Source organism: Bradyrhizobium jicamae (assembly GCF_018130215.1).
GTDB lineage: Bacteria > Pseudomonadota > Alphaproteobacteria > Rhizobiales > Xanthobacteraceae > Bradyrhizobium > Bradyrhizobium jicamae_A.
Genome location: NZ_JAFCKQ010000010.1, coordinates 36,067 through 51,497 on the forward strand (window position 1 = coordinate 36,067; position 15,431 = coordinate 51,497).

A 15,431-nucleotide genomic window follows, 5' to 3' on the forward strand; every position below is an offset into this window, starting at 1 on the left:
AAAGGCTTCAGATCCTCCGTCCGGCCCGCTCCCAATAGGGGTCCCGCAGCCGGCGCTTGAAGATCTTGCCGGAATCCTCGCGCGGCAGGCTGGTCTGGATCTCGATATGCCTGGGCACCTTGTAGTCGGCCAGCGAGGCCTTGAGCTGGGACCGGATCCAGGCCATGTCGAGCGCAACGCCCGGCTGCGGCTCGATGACTGCCATCAGCGCCTCGCCGAACTCCGCGTCCGGGATGCCGAACACCGCACAATCGTGCACGCCGGGGACGGCATGCAGCACCGCCTCGATCTCGGCCGGATAGATGTTGACGCCGCCCGAGATCACCATGTCGCGCTTGCGATCGCAGATGAAGACGTAGCCGTCCCCGTCGATATAGCCGACGTCCCCCGATGTGATGAACCCCTCGCGATCGATCTCGGCGCGCTTCTCCGGCTTGTTGTGATAGGTGAAATCCGGATTGCCCGCGATCCGCGAATAGATTTCGCCGATCTCTCCCTGCGCCACCTCCCTGCCGTCGTCGCCGATGAAACGAAGCTCGGCGCCGGGCGAGATCTTGCCGACCGTACCGGGCTTCTTCAGCGCATCCTCGGAGTTGGCGAAGGTCACCGCCCCCGATTCCGTCGAGCCGTAGAATTCATAGATCACCGGCCCCCACCACTCGATCATCGCGCGCTTGACGTCCGCCGGACAGGGCGCCGCGGCATGGATGATGTGACGCAGCGACGACATGTCGTATTTGCTGCGCACGTCCTCCGGCAACTTCATCAGGCGGATGAACATGGTCGGCACCATGAAGATGGTGTCGATCTTCTCGCGCTCGATCAACGCCAGGAATTCCTCCGCGTCGAACCGCGGCATCAGCACCAGCACGCCGCCGAGCCGCCCCGAGCGCAGCCCGAACGAATTCGGCGCCGAATGATAGAGCGGCCCGGGCAGGATCGCGCGCGCCCCCGGCTTCAGGCCGTAGATCATCGCGCGCATCGCTTCCGCATTCGCGGTCTGCACCGGCGTCGGCGCGAAACGTCGCACGCCCTTGGGATGGCCGGTGGTGCCCGAGGTATAGATCATGTTCTGCGGCTGCGGTACCGCAGGTCCGTCGTAGCGCGCCTGCCGTGCGAGCCAGGTTTCGAAATCGCTCGCGAAATCTGGTGTCGCGAGATGATCGGGATCGATCTTGTAATTCGCGAGGACCTCCGGCGGCGTCGGCACGCTGAGCACGGTGACACCAGGCGGGATCGCGCCGCGCAGGGGATGCAGCATGTCGGCATGGGCGATCAGGACGCGGGTGCCGGAATCGGTCAGGACGTAGTTGATCTCTTCCGGCTTGAAGTGCCAGTTGATCGGCACGCCATAGGCGCCGAGCCGCATCGCAGCGTAGGCCGCCTCGATGAAGGCGATGTCGTTGCGCATCAGCATGCAGACGCTGTCGCCCGCTTTGACGCCGAGCTGGTGCAGGCCGCTCGCGATGCGGTCGACACGCGCACCGACCGAATCGTGATCCCGTTTTCGGTCACCGCTGATGATGCCGCGGAACAGTTGGGACGTTTGCATTGTCACTATCCGATCTTTTGTCGGGTTCAAGTCGTCATTCCGGGATGGTCCGAAGGACCAGACCCGGAATCTCGAGATTCCGCGTTCGCGCCTCGCGCGCTCCGGAACGACAGGATGGCACTACCCCGCATCCGCAAACCTGGGCGCGCGCTTCTCGAGATTGGCGCGCACGGCCTCGGTCTGGTTCGGACTGCCGAGCAGCTTCTGCTGCTCGATCGATTCCGCCAGCAGCGCGGCGGCGGGGTCGACCGAGAGGTTGTTCAGCATCCGCTTGGCGGCGCGGATCGCATCCGGGCTCTTGCCTGATATCTCGCGCGCAAGCTCGAGCGCGGCGGCACGCGGATCGTCGCAGAGGCGGGTGGCGAGGCCGTAGGCCTGCGCCTCCTGCGCCGAGAAGATGCGGCCGGTGTAGGTCAGCTCGCGCAGGATGTCGTCGCGCACCAGGCTGGCGAGGATCGGCGTGCCCGCCATGTCGGGCACCAGGCCCCATTTGATCTCCATGATCGACATCCGCGCGTCCGGCGAGAGCAGGCGGATATCGGCGCCGAGCGCGAGCTGAAAGCCGCCGCCGAAGGCGACGCCATGGATCGCGGCGATGACGGGAACCGGAAGCTGGCGCCAGCCCCACACCGCCTGCTGCGGAAAATTGGCCTTGCCATGGGTGCGGATCGAGAGATCGCGCTTCTCGCCGCCCGGCACCCCGTTACCGCCCTTCTCCTTCATCGCGGCGAAGCGGCCCATATCGAGACCGGCGCAGAACGCCCGGCCCTCGCCCGACAACACCACCACCCGGAGGCCTTTTTCCTTGGAAAGACGGTCGGTTGCGGCCACCAGCGCATCGAACATCGCGGCATCGAGCGCGTTCATCTTGTCCGCCCGCACCAGGCGTACGTCGGCGATACCGTCCGAAATCGATATCGAAACGCGATCTTCCATTGCAGTCTCCTCCGCTTTGTCCTGTGTTGTCGCTTTACAGAAAGACCGTTGTCCGCTTTTAGTCAATCGACCAATTAACTGACAACCCCGAGGGTGGAAACGATGTTCAACGATCAGCTTCTCGCCGGGCGACGCATCCTCGTAACCGGAGGCGGCACCGGTCTTGGCAAGTCAATGGCCTCGCGTTTCCTGCAACTCGGGGCCGAGGTCCATATCTGCGGGCGGCGCAAGAGCGTCTGCGACGAGACCGCCACCGAACTGATGGCCGAGTATGGCGGCCGCGTCGTCAGCCATGGCGTCGACATCCGCAACGCACTCGCGGTCGACGAGATGATCGAGTCGATCTGGACCACCAGCGGCCCCCTCACGGACCTGATCAACAACGCTGCCGGCAATTTCATCTCGCGCTCCGAGGAATTGTCGCCGCGCGGCTTCGATGCGGTCGCCAACATCGTGATGCACGGCACCTTCTACGTCACGCACGCGGTCGGGCGGCGCTGGATCGCGGGCGGCCATCGCGGCAACGTGGTGTCGATCACGGTGACCTGGGTGCGCAACGGCTCGCCCTACGTGGTGCCGTCGGCGATGAGCAAGTCGGCGATCCACGCCATGACGATGTCGCTCGCAATCGAATGGGGCCGGCACGGCATCCGCCTGAACACCATCGCGCCGGGCGAGATCCCGACCGAGGGCATGAGCAAGCGCATCAAGCCCGGCGACGAGGCCGGCGCGCGCACCAAGGCGATGAATCCGATGGGCCGCGTGGGCACCATGGAGGAATTGCAGAACCTCGTGGTGTTCCTGATCTCCGGCGGCTGCGACTGGATCAACGGCGAGACCATCGCCATGGACGGTGCGCAGGCGCTGGCAATGGGCGGCAACTTCTACCAGTTGCGCGACTGGAGCGACGACGACTGGACCAAGGCCCGCGATTCGATCAAGGCGCAGAACGAGAAGGACCGCGCCGCGCGGGGGTGAGCATCGCAGGCCACCCCCATTCGTGGCAATGGGTCCCGGCCTTCGCCGGGACGACGCGGTTGAAACATCGCGGCTCACTCCGCCGTATTGTCTTTGCCGCGAGATGCCGCCACACTCCGCGCAACCAGAACAAGACGCCACGGGGGAAACATGTCCGCTGCACAGCAACTGGCAAATCTTGCCGATATGGTACGCGACCGTGCCAGGAACCTCGGCAATGCGCTCGCCTTCGAGTTCGAGGGCCGGCAAACCACGTTCGCCGAGTTCGACATCAAGACCAACCGCGTCGCCAACGCGTTGATCGCGATGGGCGTCAAAAAAGGCGAGCGGATCGCCTATCTCGGCAAGAACAGCGACTTCTATTTCGAGCTGTTGATGGGCGCGATGAAGGCCGGCGTGGTGATGGCGCCGGTGAACTGGCGGCTCGCGGGGCCCGAGGTCGCGTTCATCGTCGACGACTGCAAGGCACCGGTGCTGTTCACGGGCCCCGAATTCATCACGCAGGTCCGCAACATCAGGGACAGGATCCCAGGCGTCCGCACCATCATCACGACCGAGGGCGGCGCGCCGGAATGGCCGGACTATCTCGCCTGGCGCGATGCGCAGAGCGGCGACGATCCGAAGGTGACGATCGGGCCGAAGGACATCGCGATCCAGCTCTACACCTCCGGCACGACCGGCAAGCCGAAGGGCGCGATGCTGTCGCATGCCAACTTCCTCAACCTGGTGCAGACCGGCAACGAGGCCGAGAAGCCCGAGTGGAACAGGTGGACCACCGATGATGTCTCGCTGGTCGCAATGCCGATCTTCCACATCGGGGGCTCGGGCTGGGGCGTGATGGGCCTCTATCACGGCGCCCGCGGCGTTGTTGCGCGCGAGTTCGATCCGACCAAGGTGCTCGATTTCTTCGAGCAGTCCGGAATTACAAAACTGTTCATGGTGCCGGCCGCGATGCAGTTCGTGGTGCGGCAGCCGCGTGCGCGGCAGGTCGATTTCTCCCGCTTGAAGTACATGCTGTACGGCGCCTCGCCGATCCCGGCGGCACTGCTGAAGGAGTGCATCGAGGTCTTCAAATGCGGCTTCGTGCAGATGTACGGCATGACCGAAACAACGGGCACCATCGTCGCGCTTCCGCCGGAAGACCATATCGAGGGGCTCGACCGCATGCGCTCGGCCGGCAAGGCGCTGCCCGGCATCGAGCTTGCGATCCTCGACGCCGACGGCAAGCCGCTGCCGCCCGGCGAGGTCGGCGAGATCGCCACCCGCTCCGGCTCCAACATGGCAGGCTACTGGAATCTGCCCGAGGCGACCGCGCGCACCATCGACAGCAACGGCTGGCTGCGCACGGGAGATGCCGGCTACATGGACAAGGACGGCTACCTCTACATCCACGACCGCATCAAGGACATGATCATTTCCGGCGGCGAGAACATCTACCCCGCGGAGGTCGAGAGCGCGATCTGCGATCATCCTGACGTGGCGGAAGCCGCCGTGATCGGCATTCCCGACGACAAGTGGGGCGAGGCGGTGAAAGCGGTGGTGGTGATGAAGCCGGGCAAGACGGCAAGCGCGACCGACATCATCAACTTCGCCCGCGAACGGATCGCGGGCTACAAGACGCCGAAATCGGTCGACTTCATCCCGGCGCTGCCGCGCAACCCGTCGGGCAAGATCCTGCGGCGGGATCTGCGTGATCCGTACTGGGTGGGGAAGGACCGGCAGGTGAATTAATCCTCTCCGACATTGCGAGCGAAGCGAAGCAATCCATCGTTTCCGCGCGGAAGCATGGACCGCTTCGTCGCTTCGCTCCTCGCAATGACCCCAGTGTCGATCGCAATCACGACCTCTTCGTCCTCTCCCGCAACGCCCGCCGCCGCTCCTTTGCTTCGTCCGACCAGACCTCGTCGATCCTGTAATACTCGGCGAACACCTTTGCGCCCGGCGGAAACGTGACCCAGGGCTGCCTGGTCGAGGTGAAGATGTGGACGTCGGGCGGACATTGCCTCGGATCGTCCATGGTGCCGACGCGCACGAAGCGCACCGCCGGTCCCGCGCCGGGATAGTTGCTCCAAACCGCGATCTTGCAGATCGGGCAGCGCGCGATCTTCTGGCCCTTGCCGCTTGCCGACGGCGTGTCGATGATCTCGGGCTCGGCCGCGATATGCTCGACCCGCTCGGCTTCATACATCGCATTGAGCGCGTGCACGGTGCCGGTCTCGCGCTGGCACCAGGTGCAGTGGCAGGCATGGACGATCATCGGCTTGCTCGTCAGGCGGTAGCGGACGTGACGGCAAGTACACCCACCCTCCATGAACATGACGGGATCTCCGCGTGCGTTCGTCTCTCAGTGCTTCCCGGCTCCCATGTAGCCGAACAGGAAACCCGCCACCTTGCGCTTCTGGATCTCCTCGCTGCCCTCGGTGATACGGTAGCGGCGGTGGTGGCGATAGATGTGCTCGAACGGCTTGTGGCGCGAATAGCCCATGCCGCCATGCACCTGCATCGCGCGGTCGGCAGCCTCGCAGCACAGACGGTTAGCCCAGAAGTTGCACATCGAGACCCGGTCCGACAGCGTATGCTCGACCTGCGCCTGGGTGAGCTGGTCCATCTCCCACGCCGTCTTGCGGATCAACAGACGCAGCATCTCGGCTTGCGTCGCAAGCTCCACCAGCGGCCACTGGATCGCCTGGTTCTCGGCCAGCGCCTTGCCGAACGGCTTTCGCTCGCGCGCGTATTTCACGCTCTCGTTGATGCAGTAGACCGCGGCACCGAGCGAGCTCGCGGCCTGGCGGATGCGGTTCTCATGCACGAAGCATTGCGCGAGCGACAGGCCACGCCCGACCTCGCCGAACTGCGCATCCTCGGGCACGAACACGTCGGTGAAGCTGACGCGCGGGTGATCGGTCGGCATGTTGAAGGTCCACATATACTGCTCGACCTTCACGCCGGGCGACTTTGCCGGCACCAGGAAGCAGGTGATGCCGCGCGCGTCGCCGTCATTGCCCGAGGTCCGCGCGAACAGCGCGCAATGCGTGGCGACATGCATGCCGGTCGTCCACATCTTCTCGCCGTTGATGATCCAGCCCTTGACGTTGTCGCGGGTCGCAGGAACCGCCTTCGTCTCCATATGCGTGGCGTCGGAGCCATGCTCGGGCTCGGTGAGGCCGAACGTGATGCGGTACTTGCCGGTGATGGAGCCGTCGATCATCGCCTTCTGCTCCTCGTTGCCGTAGCGATCGAGCATGGTCACGATGGGCAGATTGCCGACGATCGAATGCTCGTTCTGCAGATCGTTGTGCAGGCCGAGCCCCTTGGAGGCGAAGTGCTCGCGGATCACGGCCATCCAGAGATTGGAGCCGTCCCTGCCGCCGTAACGCTTCGGGATCGCGAAGCGCAAATGACCGGCGGCATCGGCAAGGTTCTTTGCCTTGCGCAGCAGCGCCTCCCATTCGTGGCGCGGCAGGCCGCCGTTCTCGAAATCGGTGCGCGCCCATTCGCGGCGATGGTCGAAGAAGCGGATGTTGTCGTCAGCCTCTTCGAGCGGCTTGATCTCGCGTTCGATGAAGCGGTCGAGTTCGCCAAGATAGGCGACAAGGTCAGCCGGCAGATTGAAATCCAAGGCAGTCTCTCCCGGAAAGTTCGTTGATTCTGGTTTTGTGTCTAGGCGCTATCGCACCTCGCAGTTCGGATCGATTAAGGTGAGAAGCACGCGGCCAAGTCAAGCAGGCCGATGAGGCTTGCGCGCGGTCGCTTTGCGTAATTGGATGGCACCAGGCGGCGCGCACGCGCTAGGATGCCAGCCATATTCTTCGCCACAGAAAATCGACGGGAGCCGACATGGAACTGAAATTCTCCAAGGTGACACGCAAGGGTCCCATCACCATCGTGACGCTGTCGCGACCCGAGGTTTACAACGCGCTGCATATCGATGCGCATTTCGAGCTCAACAAGGTGTTCGACGACTTCTCGACCGATCCCGAGCAGTGGGTCGCGATCGTCACCGGCGCCGGCGACAAGGCGTTCTGCGCCGGCAACGACCTGAAGTGGCAGGCCGCGGGCGGCAAGCGCGGCTGGGACAAGGGCGGCTTCGCCGGCCTCACCACCCGATTCGACTGCGACAAGCCGATCATCGCCGCCGTCAACGGCGTCGCGATGGGCGGCGGCTTCGAGATCGCGCTGGCTTGCGATCTCATCATCGCCTCCGAGAACGCGACCTTCGCCCTGCCCGAGCCGCGCGTCGGCCTCGCGGCGCTCGCCGGCGGCCTGCACCGCCTGCCACGGCAGATCGGGCTGAAGCGCGCGATGGGCATGATCCTCACCGCGCGTCATGTCAGCGCCAGAGAGGGCCATGAGCTCGGCTTCGTCAACGAGGTGGTGCCGCAGGGCGAGGCGCTTGCCGCAGCCGAACGCTGGGCCGAGACCATCGCCAAGAACTCGCCGATGTCGATCCGCGCCTCGAAACAGGCGATCCAGAAGGGCCTCGAAGTCTCGCTGGAGCAGGCGCTGGCCGAGCAGCGGGATTATCCGGCGGTCAAGGCGATGGTCGCCTCGCAGGATTACATCGAGGGGCCGAAGGCGTTCTCGGAGAAGCGGGCGCCGAAGTGGCTGGGGCGCTAGGCGCACTCTCCGCGTCATTGCGAGCGAAGCGAAGTAATCCATCGCTTTCGGAAGCATGGATCGCTTCGTCGCTTCGCTCCCCGCAGTGACGAGGTTGCCTGTTACTTGTTTCCGAGCTCCCTCTTGTACGACGCATAGTTCGGCTGATCGACGGCGAGCTTGTCCATCGTCGTTTGCCACAGATGTTCCCGCAGGCCCGCGGTGTGCAGATCCACCTCGCCGCTTGCGATCTTTTCCGACAGCGCGCGGTTGAGTTCCGTCAGCGAGCCGTCGCTGCCGAGCAACTGCTTCAGCCGTGCGACCTCGGCCGCATCGCTGCTCTCGGCGAGCGCAAGCTGTCGGGTCACCAGATCGAGCGCGTTGATGCCGACGCGGAGCTTGAAGGCATTGTGGCCCTTGATCGCCGGCGTGATCTCGCTGCGCAGGAAATCGGCGACGGCCTTGATCAGTTCGGTGAGGGTCGGTTCGTCCTGCATCTCACGTGCCTCGCGGGGCTAGCAGTCTGAGCAAGTCAATCTCGGTCTCCGATGAGCGCCGGCCGATCATCGCACGCTCCATGGAATGATCCGGGCCGGTGCGGAAGCGCTGCATCATGCCGCAGCACATCACGCCCCATCGTAAGGTGCCCATCACCTCCCAGAACATCACGCGGTCCGGATCGGCCTTGCGCCCGGCTTCGTCGTAGCCCGCAAACAGGTCTTCGCGCGTGCCGAAGCCGCCGACCGGCTTGTCTATCTCGCCGAAGCGCCAGGAGTTGACGCAGATCCACCCGAGGTCCTCCATCGGATCGCCGAAATGCGCGAGCTCCCAGTCGAGCACCGCGCGCACGCCGTCGGGACCGATGATCAAATTGCCGTGCCGGAAATCGCCATGTACCAGCGTCACCTCGGACGACGGACCGGGATCGTGGTCGCGCAACCAGCGCAGCGCCAGCTCGAACACCGGCCGCGGCCAGTTGAAGCTGCGGTATTCGCGCTCGAGATCCTCGATCTCCCTTGTCGCGGTCATGCTGCGCAGCTGCGGCAGCTTTGCCCGCGGCAGGCCGTGGATGCCCGCGATCACCCGCCCGAGCTGGCGGGCCAGGATCGGGCGCGCGATCGCAAATTCCTCGTCGCGCAAAATCTTGCGCGCAATGGTCTCGCCCGCGATGCGCGCCATGATGAAGCCCCGGCCGAGGCCGTCCTCCGGTTTCAGGACATGCATCACCTTCGGCGACGGCAGCCCGGCATCATGCGCAAGCTGCATCAGCACCGCTTCCGCGTCGAGGCCGGCGGCACGGCCGGGCGCCGCGCCATAGCCGGGCGGCGCACGGCGCAGGATCGCGCCGATATTGCCGCCCGGATGCGCGATGTCGAACGTCCAGGTCTCCTGGCTGGCGCCACCGGAGAGCCTAGCCGCGCCGGTGACGCCGGTCGCGCCGGGAAGGAAGGAGGCGACGCAGCGCCCGAGGTCGACCTCGATCATTTGCCCTTGAACTTCGCCGGACGCTTCTCGAGGAATGCGGTGACACCTTCCTTGAAGTCTTCGGCACTGCCGGCGATCCGCTGCGATTCGAATTCCAGGTTGAGCTGGTCCTCGAACGAATTCTCCGGGCTGTCCCAATAGAGCTTTCGGATCAGCGACAGGGCCACCGTCGGACCGTTGGCGAGTTCATGCGCCAGCTTCATCGCCTCCTCCATCAGCACGCCGTCGTCGTAGACGCGGTTGACGAGGCCCCATTCCAGCGCCTTCTCGGCCGGCAGCCGCTCGCCGAGCAGCGACAGCTCGACCGAGCGCGCTCTTCCGATCAGCCGCGGCAGCAGCCAGGTCGAGCCGCAATCCGGCACCAGGCCGATGCGGCGGAACGCCTGCAGGAAATAGGACGAGCGCGCGCACAGGATCAGGTCGCCCATCAGCGCGAAGCTCATGCCTGCGCCGGCGGCAGGGCCGTTCACCGCGGTGACAATTGGACAATGCAGCTTACGCAAACGGCGCAGGAACGGGTGGAACGCGGTCTCGAGCGCCGCACCCGCATTGCTCCTGCCCGGCTTCGCTTGCGTATTGCGGCCCTGCAGATTGGCACCGGTGCAGAAGGCCCGGCCCGCGCCGGTGATGACCAGGCAGCGCACCTCGTCGCGCTTGTCGTCGATCGCATCGAGCGCCTCTGCGAGGCCGCCGAGCATGTCGATCGAGACCGCGTTCATGACCTCCTGATGGTCGAGCCTGAGGATCGCGACCGATCCGTCGAAGTCGAGCGTGACGTGTTTGAACTGCATTTGTTTCCTCTATCCGTTGTGCCGCGCGGCTGACGCGGCAGGCCGAAAACGACGCCTCGACCCATATTTGATTTTTGCGCCGGGCTTGTCCATGGTTGGTCGCAAGCCAATCCCTGAACGCGTGATTAGCGCGCACCCAACCAAATGGAAACCCCAATGAGTGGCATCTTCGACCTCACCGGCCGCGTCGCCGTCATCACCGGCGGCAATGGCGGCATCGGCCTCGGCATCGCGCAAGCGCTGAATTCCGCCGGATGCAATGTCTCGATCTGGGGCCGCAACGCGGAGAAGAATGCGAGCGCGGCCGCGTCGATGGCGAGCGGTCCCGGCAAGGTCGCGACGCAGATCTGCGACGTCAGCGATCCCGCCTCGGTCAAGACCGCGATGCGGGCGACGCTCGATACGTTCGGCCGCGTCGACGGATGCTTCGCCAATGCCGGCATCGGCGGCGGCGGGCGGCGCGCCTTCATCGACCGCACCGAGGAGGAATGGCGCAGGATGTTCGCGACCAATCTCGACGGCGTCTTTCACGTCTTCCAGGCCGCCGCGCGCCACATGACCGAGCGCGCCGAGACCGGCGACAAGTTCGGCCGGCTGGTTGCGACCTCGAGCCTCGCCTCGCTGTTCGGCACCGCGCGCAATGAGCACTACGCCGGCACCAAGGCGGCGCTGAATGCGCTGTGCCGCGCGCTGGGTGTCGAGCTCGCCCGCTACGGCGTCACCGCGAACGCGATCCTGCCCGGCTGGATCAAGAGCGACATGACCGCCGGCATCATGGCCAACGACAAGTTCGTCGCCAACGTGATGCCGCGCATCCCGGCGCGACGCTTCGGCGAGCCGAGCGATTTCGGGGGCATCGCGGTTTACATCATGAGCAAGGCGTCGTCGTATCATACGGCTGATTGCTTCGTGATCGACGGCGGGTATACGGCGTTCTAGGGCACGCTGTGGCCGGCTCACCACCGCCGCCTCGCACGACTGCGAATGCGTGGCCGCTTCCGTCGCAGCGAGACTGCTGCTAGCGTTTGCGCACAAGCAACAAGGCAAACCGGAGGACTTTGGGATGTTTTCGCACGTGATGATCGGCACCAACGATCTGGACAAGGCCAAGGCGTTCTATGACGCGCTGCTGGCGACCGTCGATGTCCGGCCGGCCAGGGTCGACGGTCACCGCATTTTCTACGTCACCAAGACGGGTGTTTTCTCGGTCTCGAAGCCGATCAACGGCGAACCGGCGACGCATGCCAATGGCGGCACGATCGGCTTTGCCTGCAATTCGCCTGAGCAGGTCGACGCCTGGCACGCGGCCGGCGTCGCCGCCGGCGGCAAGCCATGCGAGAATCCGCCCGGCGTCCGCGAGGGCGCTGCCGGCAAGGCCTATCTCGCCTATCTTCGCGATCCCGACGGTAACAAGATCTGCGCAATGCATCGCATGCGCTGAGCCCGTCCGCGCCATTTCGCATCGCGAGCGGCGGCGCTTCAAACAATGTTTGAAGCGCCCTCGTCAAATTCCGCGATGCGGCAGAGACGATCTGAAAATCGGTGCTCGCGCTTCGCGCCGCCCGCGTCTATTGTCCGCGGCGAAACGCGCCTTCGCCGATGGGAGAAACGACAATGAAGCATGCCTATGTGCCGCGCACCACGAACTATACGCTCAACCCGGGCGATGAGCTCAATGACCTGCGCATGTCGGACAAGGTCCGGCCACTCTACGACCATGTGAAGCAGTTCATCCGCGACACGGTCGACCCGATGTCGGTCGAGTTCTATCGCGCCGGTGAGAAGAAGACCGACCGCTGGAGCTTCACGCCAGAGCAGCTCGCGATATTGCAGAAGGCCAAGGACAAGGCCAAGGAAGTGGGCCTCTGGAACTTCTTCCTGCCCGACGCAGAGACCGGCGAAGGCCTCAACAACCTCGACTACGCCTATATCGCCGCCGAGCTCGGCAAGAGCCCGCTGGCCTCGGAGACGATGAACTGCTCGGCGCCCGACACCGGCAACATGGAGGTGCTGGAGCGTGTCGGCACCAAGGAGCAGAAGGAGAAGTGGCTCAAACCGCTTTTGAACGGCGAGATCCGCTCGGCCTATGCGATGACCGAGCCGAACGTCGCCTCCTCCGATGCCAAGAACATCTCGACCACGGCCAAGCTGGTCGGCGACGAGTGGGTGATCAACGGCGAGAAGTATTACATCTCCGGTGCAGGCGATCCGCGCTGCAAGATCATGATCGTGATGGTGAAGACCAACCCCGACGCTGCGCCGAGCAAGCAGCAGTCGCAGATCCTGGTGCCGATCGACACCCCCGGCGTCGAAATCCTCGGCCCGATGCACGTGTTCGGCCACGACCACGCGCCGCGCGGCCACATGCATCTGCGCTTCAACAACTGCCGCGTGCCGAAGGAGAACATGCTGCTGGGCGAAGGCCGCGGCTTCGAGATCTCGCAGGTCCGCCTCGGCCCCGGCCGCATTCATCACTGCATGCGCACCATCGGCAAGGCCGAGAAGGCGCTCGACATGATGGTGCAGCGCGGCCTCACCCGCGAGGCTTTTGGCAAGAAGATCGCCCATCTCGGCGGCAACACCCAGATCATCGCGCAGGCGCGCTGCGAGATCGAGGCGATGCGGCTGATGGTGTTGAAGGCGGCCAAGGCGATGGACGTGCTCGGCAACAAGGAAGCCCGCGTCTGGGTGTCGATGGTCAAGGCCATGGTCCCCGAGCGGGCCTGCAAGGTGATCGACCAGGCGATCCAGATGCACGGCGCCACCGGCATCTCGCAATGGTCCCCGCTTGGCGAAATGTACCAGGACGTCCGCCATCTCCGCTTCGCCGACGGTCCCGACGAGGTGCACTGGATGGTGGTCGGCCGGCATGAACTGAGCATGCCGTAAGCCTTTCTTGCCCTTCTCCCCGCATGCGGGGAGAAGGTCGGGATGAGGGGGAGTCTCCGCAAGTCCGCCTCTTGCCGCACTCGCGGAGACTCCCCTCACCCGGATCGCACCTTACGATGCGGTCCGGCCTCTCTCCCGCAGGCGGGGCGAGGCGAGCAAGGAAGAGGACTGCGTCATGGAATACGCCGCAAGCGACCTCACCCAGCGCGAGCGCTACAAGGTGCTCACATCGTTCGTACTGCCGCGGCCGATCGCCTGGGTGACGAGCGTGAGCGCGGACGGCGTGGTCAATGCCGCGCCGTTCTCGTTCTTCAACGTGTTCTGCGAGGATCCGCCGCTCTGCATGGTCGCGGTCAACCGGCGGCCCGACGGGCGGGAGAAGGATACGCTTGCCAACATCCAGCGTGCGGGCGAGTTCGTGGTCCATCTCACCGACGAGCCGCTTGCGCGCGCGATGCACGAGACCAGCGGCGACTTTCCGCCCGAGATCGGCGAGCCCGCCCATCTCGGGCTGACGCTCGCGCCATCAAGCAAGGTCGCGGTGCCCCGGCTTGCCGACGCGCCCTTCGCGATGGAATGCAGAACCTGGAAGCTGATCGACGTCAACGGCGACCGCCAGCTCATCATGGGCGAAGGCATCCATTTCCATATCCGCGACGAATTGTGGGACCGTGAAGCGATGCGCGTGCACATGGACCGCTATCACCCGATCGGCCGCATGTTCGCCGACCGCTATTGCCGCACCGACGACCGCGTGGTGTTTCCGCCGGCCGAGGGCGCGAAGAAATAACCGGGGACGACAGCATGAGCGACGGATTCCGCGACAACGAGGCTCAAAGCCGGTTCGAGCTTGAGGTCGACGGCGCGATTGCCTTCGTCGTCTATCGCAAGACGCAGGACACGATCACGCTAGTGCACACCGAGGTGCCGCCGGAGCTCGGCGGCCGCGGCATCGGCTCGAAGCTCGCGCGTGCCACGCTCGATGCCGTCCGCGCGCAGCGCCGCAAGCTGATCGTCAAATGCGAATTCATCCAGGGCTTCATGAAGAAGAACCCTGAGGACAATGACCTGCTCGCGTAACGGCGACACGGTGCCGACGATCTTTCGCAACACGCTGAAGGTCTTATGCGCTATACCGGGGCGGGCTCGCCGATCTTGTCCTGCGTCCTGGTCTCGAAATCGCCGGCGTCATGGCGCTCGTGGAGCTGGCTCGACGGCTCACCCCAGGTACGGTTGACCATGCGGCCACGCTTCACGGCCGGCCGTGCCGCGATCGCGTTGGTCCAGCGCTGCACGTTCTTGTAGTCCTGCACCGAGAGGAATTCGCCGGCGCCATAGAGCAGGCCTTTTGCCAGCCCGCCGTACCAGGGCCACACCGCCATGTCGGCAATCGTGTAGACCGGGCCTGCGAGATACTCGTTGTCTGCGAGGCGGCGGTCGAGCACGTCGAGTTGTCGCTTCACCTCCATCGCGAAGCGGTCGATGGCGTATTCGATCTTGGTCGGCGCATAGGCGTAGAAATGCCCGAAACCGCCGCCGAGATAGGGCGCGGCGCCCATCTGCCAGAACAGCCAGGAGAAGGTCTCCGCGCGCGTCCTGACGTCGGTCGGCAGGAAGGCTCCGAATTTCTCGGCAAGATAGACCAGGATCGAGCCGGATTCGAACACCCTGACCGGCTCCGGCGCGCTGCGGTCCATCAGCGCCGGGATCTTCGAGTTCGGATTGACGTCGACGAAGCCGCTGCCGAACTGGTTGCCGTCGATCTTGATCAGCCAGGCATCGTACTCCGCGCCCTCGTGGCCGGCCGCCAGCAGTTCCTCCAGCAACACCGTGACCTTCACGCCGTTCGGCGTCGCCAGGGAATAAAGTTGCAGCGGATGACGTCCGACCGGCAATTCCTTCTCATGGGTGGGCCCGGCGATCGGCCGGTTGATGCTGGCGAAGCGCCCGCCGCTCTCCTTGTTCCAGGTCCAGACTTTCGGCGGCTCGTAGGCGGGAATTTCGGTCACTGAGATGCTCCTGGTTGCGATCCGCAGCAGGCAAAGGCGCAATTGCGCCGTGCCCACCACCGGCATACCCGAACTAGATGGTGGGCACGCTTCGCTTTGCCCACCCTCCAGAGCTCACTTTGTCATTCCCGGGCGCCCGAAGGGCGAACCCGAAATCTCGAGATTCCGGGTTCGATTCTCCGCATCGCCCCGGAA

General features: G+C 64.8%; 16 protein-coding genes. 8 read left to right on the forward strand and 8 right to left on the reverse strand.

The window, feature by feature from the left end; all coding sequences use genetic code 11:
• Positions 1 to 7: 7 nt before the first annotated feature.
• Together JQ586_RS14240 and JQ586_RS14245 are read right to left on the reverse strand one after the other, a co-directional pair.
• A complete protein-coding gene (locus JQ586_RS14240) occupies positions 8 to 1,552 on the reverse strand; it encodes an acyl-CoA synthetase (RefSeq protein ID WP_212395208.1) in 1,545 nt (514 codons plus the stop codon).
• A gap of 120 nt (positions 1,553 to 1,672) precedes the next feature.
• Positions 1,673 to 2,488: a crotonase/enoyl-CoA hydratase family protein gene (locus tag JQ586_RS14245; RefSeq protein ID WP_212395209.1), complete on the reverse strand. Its 816-nt coding sequence runs from the start codon at positions 2,486 to 2,488 to the stop codon at positions 1,673 to 1,675.
• Positions 2,489 to 2,590: 102 nt separating this feature from the next.
• Here JQ586_RS14245 and JQ586_RS14250 point away from each other — a divergent pair, with 102 nt between their 5' ends.
• Together JQ586_RS14250 and JQ586_RS14255 are read left to right on the forward strand one after the other, a co-directional pair.
• The gene (locus JQ586_RS14250) at positions 2,591 to 3,466 is read left to right on the forward strand and encodes an SDR family oxidoreductase (protein ID WP_212395210.1); all 876 of its coding nucleotides are present in this window, start codon (positions 2,591 to 2,593) and stop codon (positions 3,464 to 3,466) included.
• A 150-nt stretch (positions 3,467 to 3,616) separates the two neighbouring features.
• On the forward strand, positions 3,617 to 5,197 hold the full coding sequence (locus tag JQ586_RS14255) for a fatty acid--CoA ligase (protein WP_212395211.1): 1,581 nt from the start codon (positions 3,617 to 3,619) through the stop codon (positions 5,195 to 5,197).
• A gap of 106 nt (positions 5,198 to 5,303) precedes the next feature.
• Here JQ586_RS14255 and JQ586_RS14260 read toward each other — a convergent pair whose 3' ends face one another.
• Together JQ586_RS14260 and JQ586_RS14265 are read right to left on the reverse strand one after the other, a co-directional pair.
• Positions 5,304 to 5,783, reverse strand: coding sequence for a GFA family protein (locus JQ586_RS14260; RefSeq protein ID WP_212395212.1), 480 nt, complete (start codon positions 5,781 to 5,783; stop codon positions 5,304 to 5,306).
• A 27-nt stretch (positions 5,784 to 5,810) separates the two neighbouring features.
• The gene (locus tag JQ586_RS14265) at positions 5,811 to 7,085 is read right to left on the reverse strand and encodes an acyl-CoA dehydrogenase family protein (protein ID WP_212395213.1); all 1,275 of its coding nucleotides are present in this window, start codon (positions 7,083 to 7,085) and stop codon (positions 5,811 to 5,813) included.
• 218 nt (positions 7,086 to 7,303) lie between these two features.
• Here JQ586_RS14265 and JQ586_RS14270 point away from each other — a divergent pair, with 218 nt between their 5' ends.
• Positions 7,304 to 8,083, forward strand: coding sequence for an enoyl-CoA hydratase-related protein (locus JQ586_RS14270; RefSeq protein ID WP_212395214.1), 780 nt, complete (start codon positions 7,304 to 7,306; stop codon positions 8,081 to 8,083).
• A 101-nt stretch (positions 8,084 to 8,184) separates the two neighbouring features.
• Here the strand turns inward: JQ586_RS14270 and JQ586_RS14275 are convergent, their stop codons facing one another.
• The 3 genes from JQ586_RS14275 to JQ586_RS14285 are packed head-to-tail and all read right to left on the reverse strand — an operon-like array spanning position 8,185 to position 10,338.
• Positions 8,185 to 8,559 (reverse strand): DUF6285 domain-containing protein, encoded by a 375-nt coding sequence (locus JQ586_RS14275; protein WP_212395215.1) that lies wholly within the window; start codon positions 8,557 to 8,559, stop codon positions 8,185 to 8,187.
• Position 8,560: 1 nt separating this feature from the next.
• Complete coding sequence (locus JQ586_RS14280) at positions 8,561 to 9,547, reverse strand: phosphotransferase family protein (protein WP_212395216.1); 987 nt, start codon at positions 9,545 to 9,547, stop codon at positions 8,561 to 8,563.
• A complete protein-coding gene (locus tag JQ586_RS14285) occupies positions 9,544 to 10,338 on the reverse strand; it encodes an enoyl-CoA hydratase/isomerase (protein ID WP_212395217.1) in 795 nt (264 codons plus the stop codon). Before JQ586_RS14285 ends, JQ586_RS14280 begins: the two co-directional genes overlap by 4 nt.
• 156 nt (positions 10,339 to 10,494) lie before the next feature.
• On the opposite strand from JQ586_RS14285, the gene JQ586_RS14290 reads away from it, so the two are divergent.
• The 5 genes from JQ586_RS14290 to JQ586_RS14310 all read left to right on the forward strand — a co-directional run bounded on the left by JQ586_RS14290 (position 10,495) and on the right by JQ586_RS14310 (position 14,307).
• On the forward strand, positions 10,495 to 11,277 hold the full coding sequence (locus JQ586_RS14290; protein WP_212395218.1) for an SDR family NAD(P)-dependent oxidoreductase: 783 nt from the start codon (positions 10,495 to 10,497) through the stop codon (positions 11,275 to 11,277).
• A gap of 124 nt (positions 11,278 to 11,401) precedes the next feature.
• Complete coding sequence (locus JQ586_RS14295) at positions 11,402 to 11,779, forward strand: VOC family protein (protein WP_212395219.1); 378 nt, start codon at positions 11,402 to 11,404, stop codon at positions 11,777 to 11,779.
• Positions 11,780 to 11,952: 173 nt separating this feature from the next.
• Positions 11,953 to 13,227, forward strand: a complete 1,275-nt coding sequence (locus tag JQ586_RS14300) for an acyl-CoA dehydrogenase family protein (RefSeq protein WP_212395220.1) — start codon at positions 11,953 to 11,955, stop codon at positions 13,225 to 13,227.
• 175 nt (positions 13,228 to 13,402) lie between these two features.
• The gene (locus tag JQ586_RS14305; RefSeq protein WP_212395221.1) at positions 13,403 to 14,017 is read left to right on the forward strand and encodes a flavin reductase family protein; all 615 of its coding nucleotides are present in this window, start codon (positions 13,403 to 13,405) and stop codon (positions 14,015 to 14,017) included.
• Between the two features lie 14 nt (positions 14,018 to 14,031).
• Positions 14,032 to 14,307, forward strand: a complete 276-nt coding sequence (locus JQ586_RS14310) for a GNAT family N-acetyltransferase (protein ID WP_212395222.1) — start codon at positions 14,032 to 14,034, stop codon at positions 14,305 to 14,307.
• A gap of 50 nt (positions 14,308 to 14,357) precedes the next feature.
• Here JQ586_RS14310 and yghU read toward each other — a convergent pair whose 3' ends face one another.
• Positions 14,358 to 15,236, reverse strand: a complete 879-nt coding sequence (yghU, locus tag JQ586_RS14315) for a glutathione-dependent disulfide-bond oxidoreductase (RefSeq protein ID WP_212395223.1) — start codon at positions 15,234 to 15,236, stop codon at positions 14,358 to 14,360.
• Between the last annotated feature and the right edge of the window lie 195 nt (positions 15,237 to 15,431).

Coding starts and splice junctions, on each gene's coding strand:
- JQ586_RS14240 (WP_212395208.1), bottom strand. CDS start 1,552: ATGCAAACGTCCCAACTGTTCCGCGGCATCATCAGCGGTGACCGAAAA.
- JQ586_RS14245 (WP_212395209.1), bottom strand. CDS start 2,488: ATGGAAGATCGCGTTTCGATATCGATTTCGGACGGTATCGCCGACGTA.
- JQ586_RS14250 (WP_212395210.1), top strand. CDS start 2,591: ATGTTCAACGATCAGCTTCTCGCCGGGCGACGCATCCTCGTAACCGGA.
- JQ586_RS14255 (WP_212395211.1), top strand. CDS start 3,617: ATGTCCGCTGCACAGCAACTGGCAAATCTTGCCGATATGGTACGCGAC.
- JQ586_RS14260 (WP_212395212.1), bottom strand. CDS start 5,783: ATGTTCATGGAGGGTGGGTGTACTTGCCGTCACGTCCGCTACCGCCTG.
- JQ586_RS14270 (WP_212395214.1), top strand. CDS start 7,304: ATGGAACTGAAATTCTCCAAGGTGACACGCAAGGGTCCCATCACCATC.
- JQ586_RS14275 (WP_212395215.1), bottom strand. CDS start 8,559: ATGCAGGACGAACCGACCCTCACCGAACTGATCAAGGCCGTCGCCGAT.
- JQ586_RS14280 (WP_212395216.1), bottom strand. CDS start 9,547: ATGATCGAGGTCGACCTCGGGCGCTGCGTCGCCTCCTTCCTTCCCGGC.
- JQ586_RS14285 (WP_212395217.1), bottom strand. CDS start 10,338: ATGCAGTTCAAACACGTCACGCTCGACTTCGACGGATCGGTCGCGATC.
- JQ586_RS14290 (WP_212395218.1), top strand. CDS start 10,495: ATGAGTGGCATCTTCGACCTCACCGGCCGCGTCGCCGTCATCACCGGC.
- JQ586_RS14295 (WP_212395219.1), top strand. CDS start 11,402: ATGTTTTCGCACGTGATGATCGGCACCAACGATCTGGACAAGGCCAAG.
- JQ586_RS14300 (WP_212395220.1), top strand. CDS start 11,953: ATGAAGCATGCCTATGTGCCGCGCACCACGAACTATACGCTCAACCCG.
- JQ586_RS14305 (WP_212395221.1), top strand. CDS start 13,403: ATGGAATACGCCGCAAGCGACCTCACCCAGCGCGAGCGCTACAAGGTG.
- JQ586_RS14310 (WP_212395222.1), top strand. CDS start 14,032: ATGAGCGACGGATTCCGCGACAACGAGGCTCAAAGCCGGTTCGAGCTT.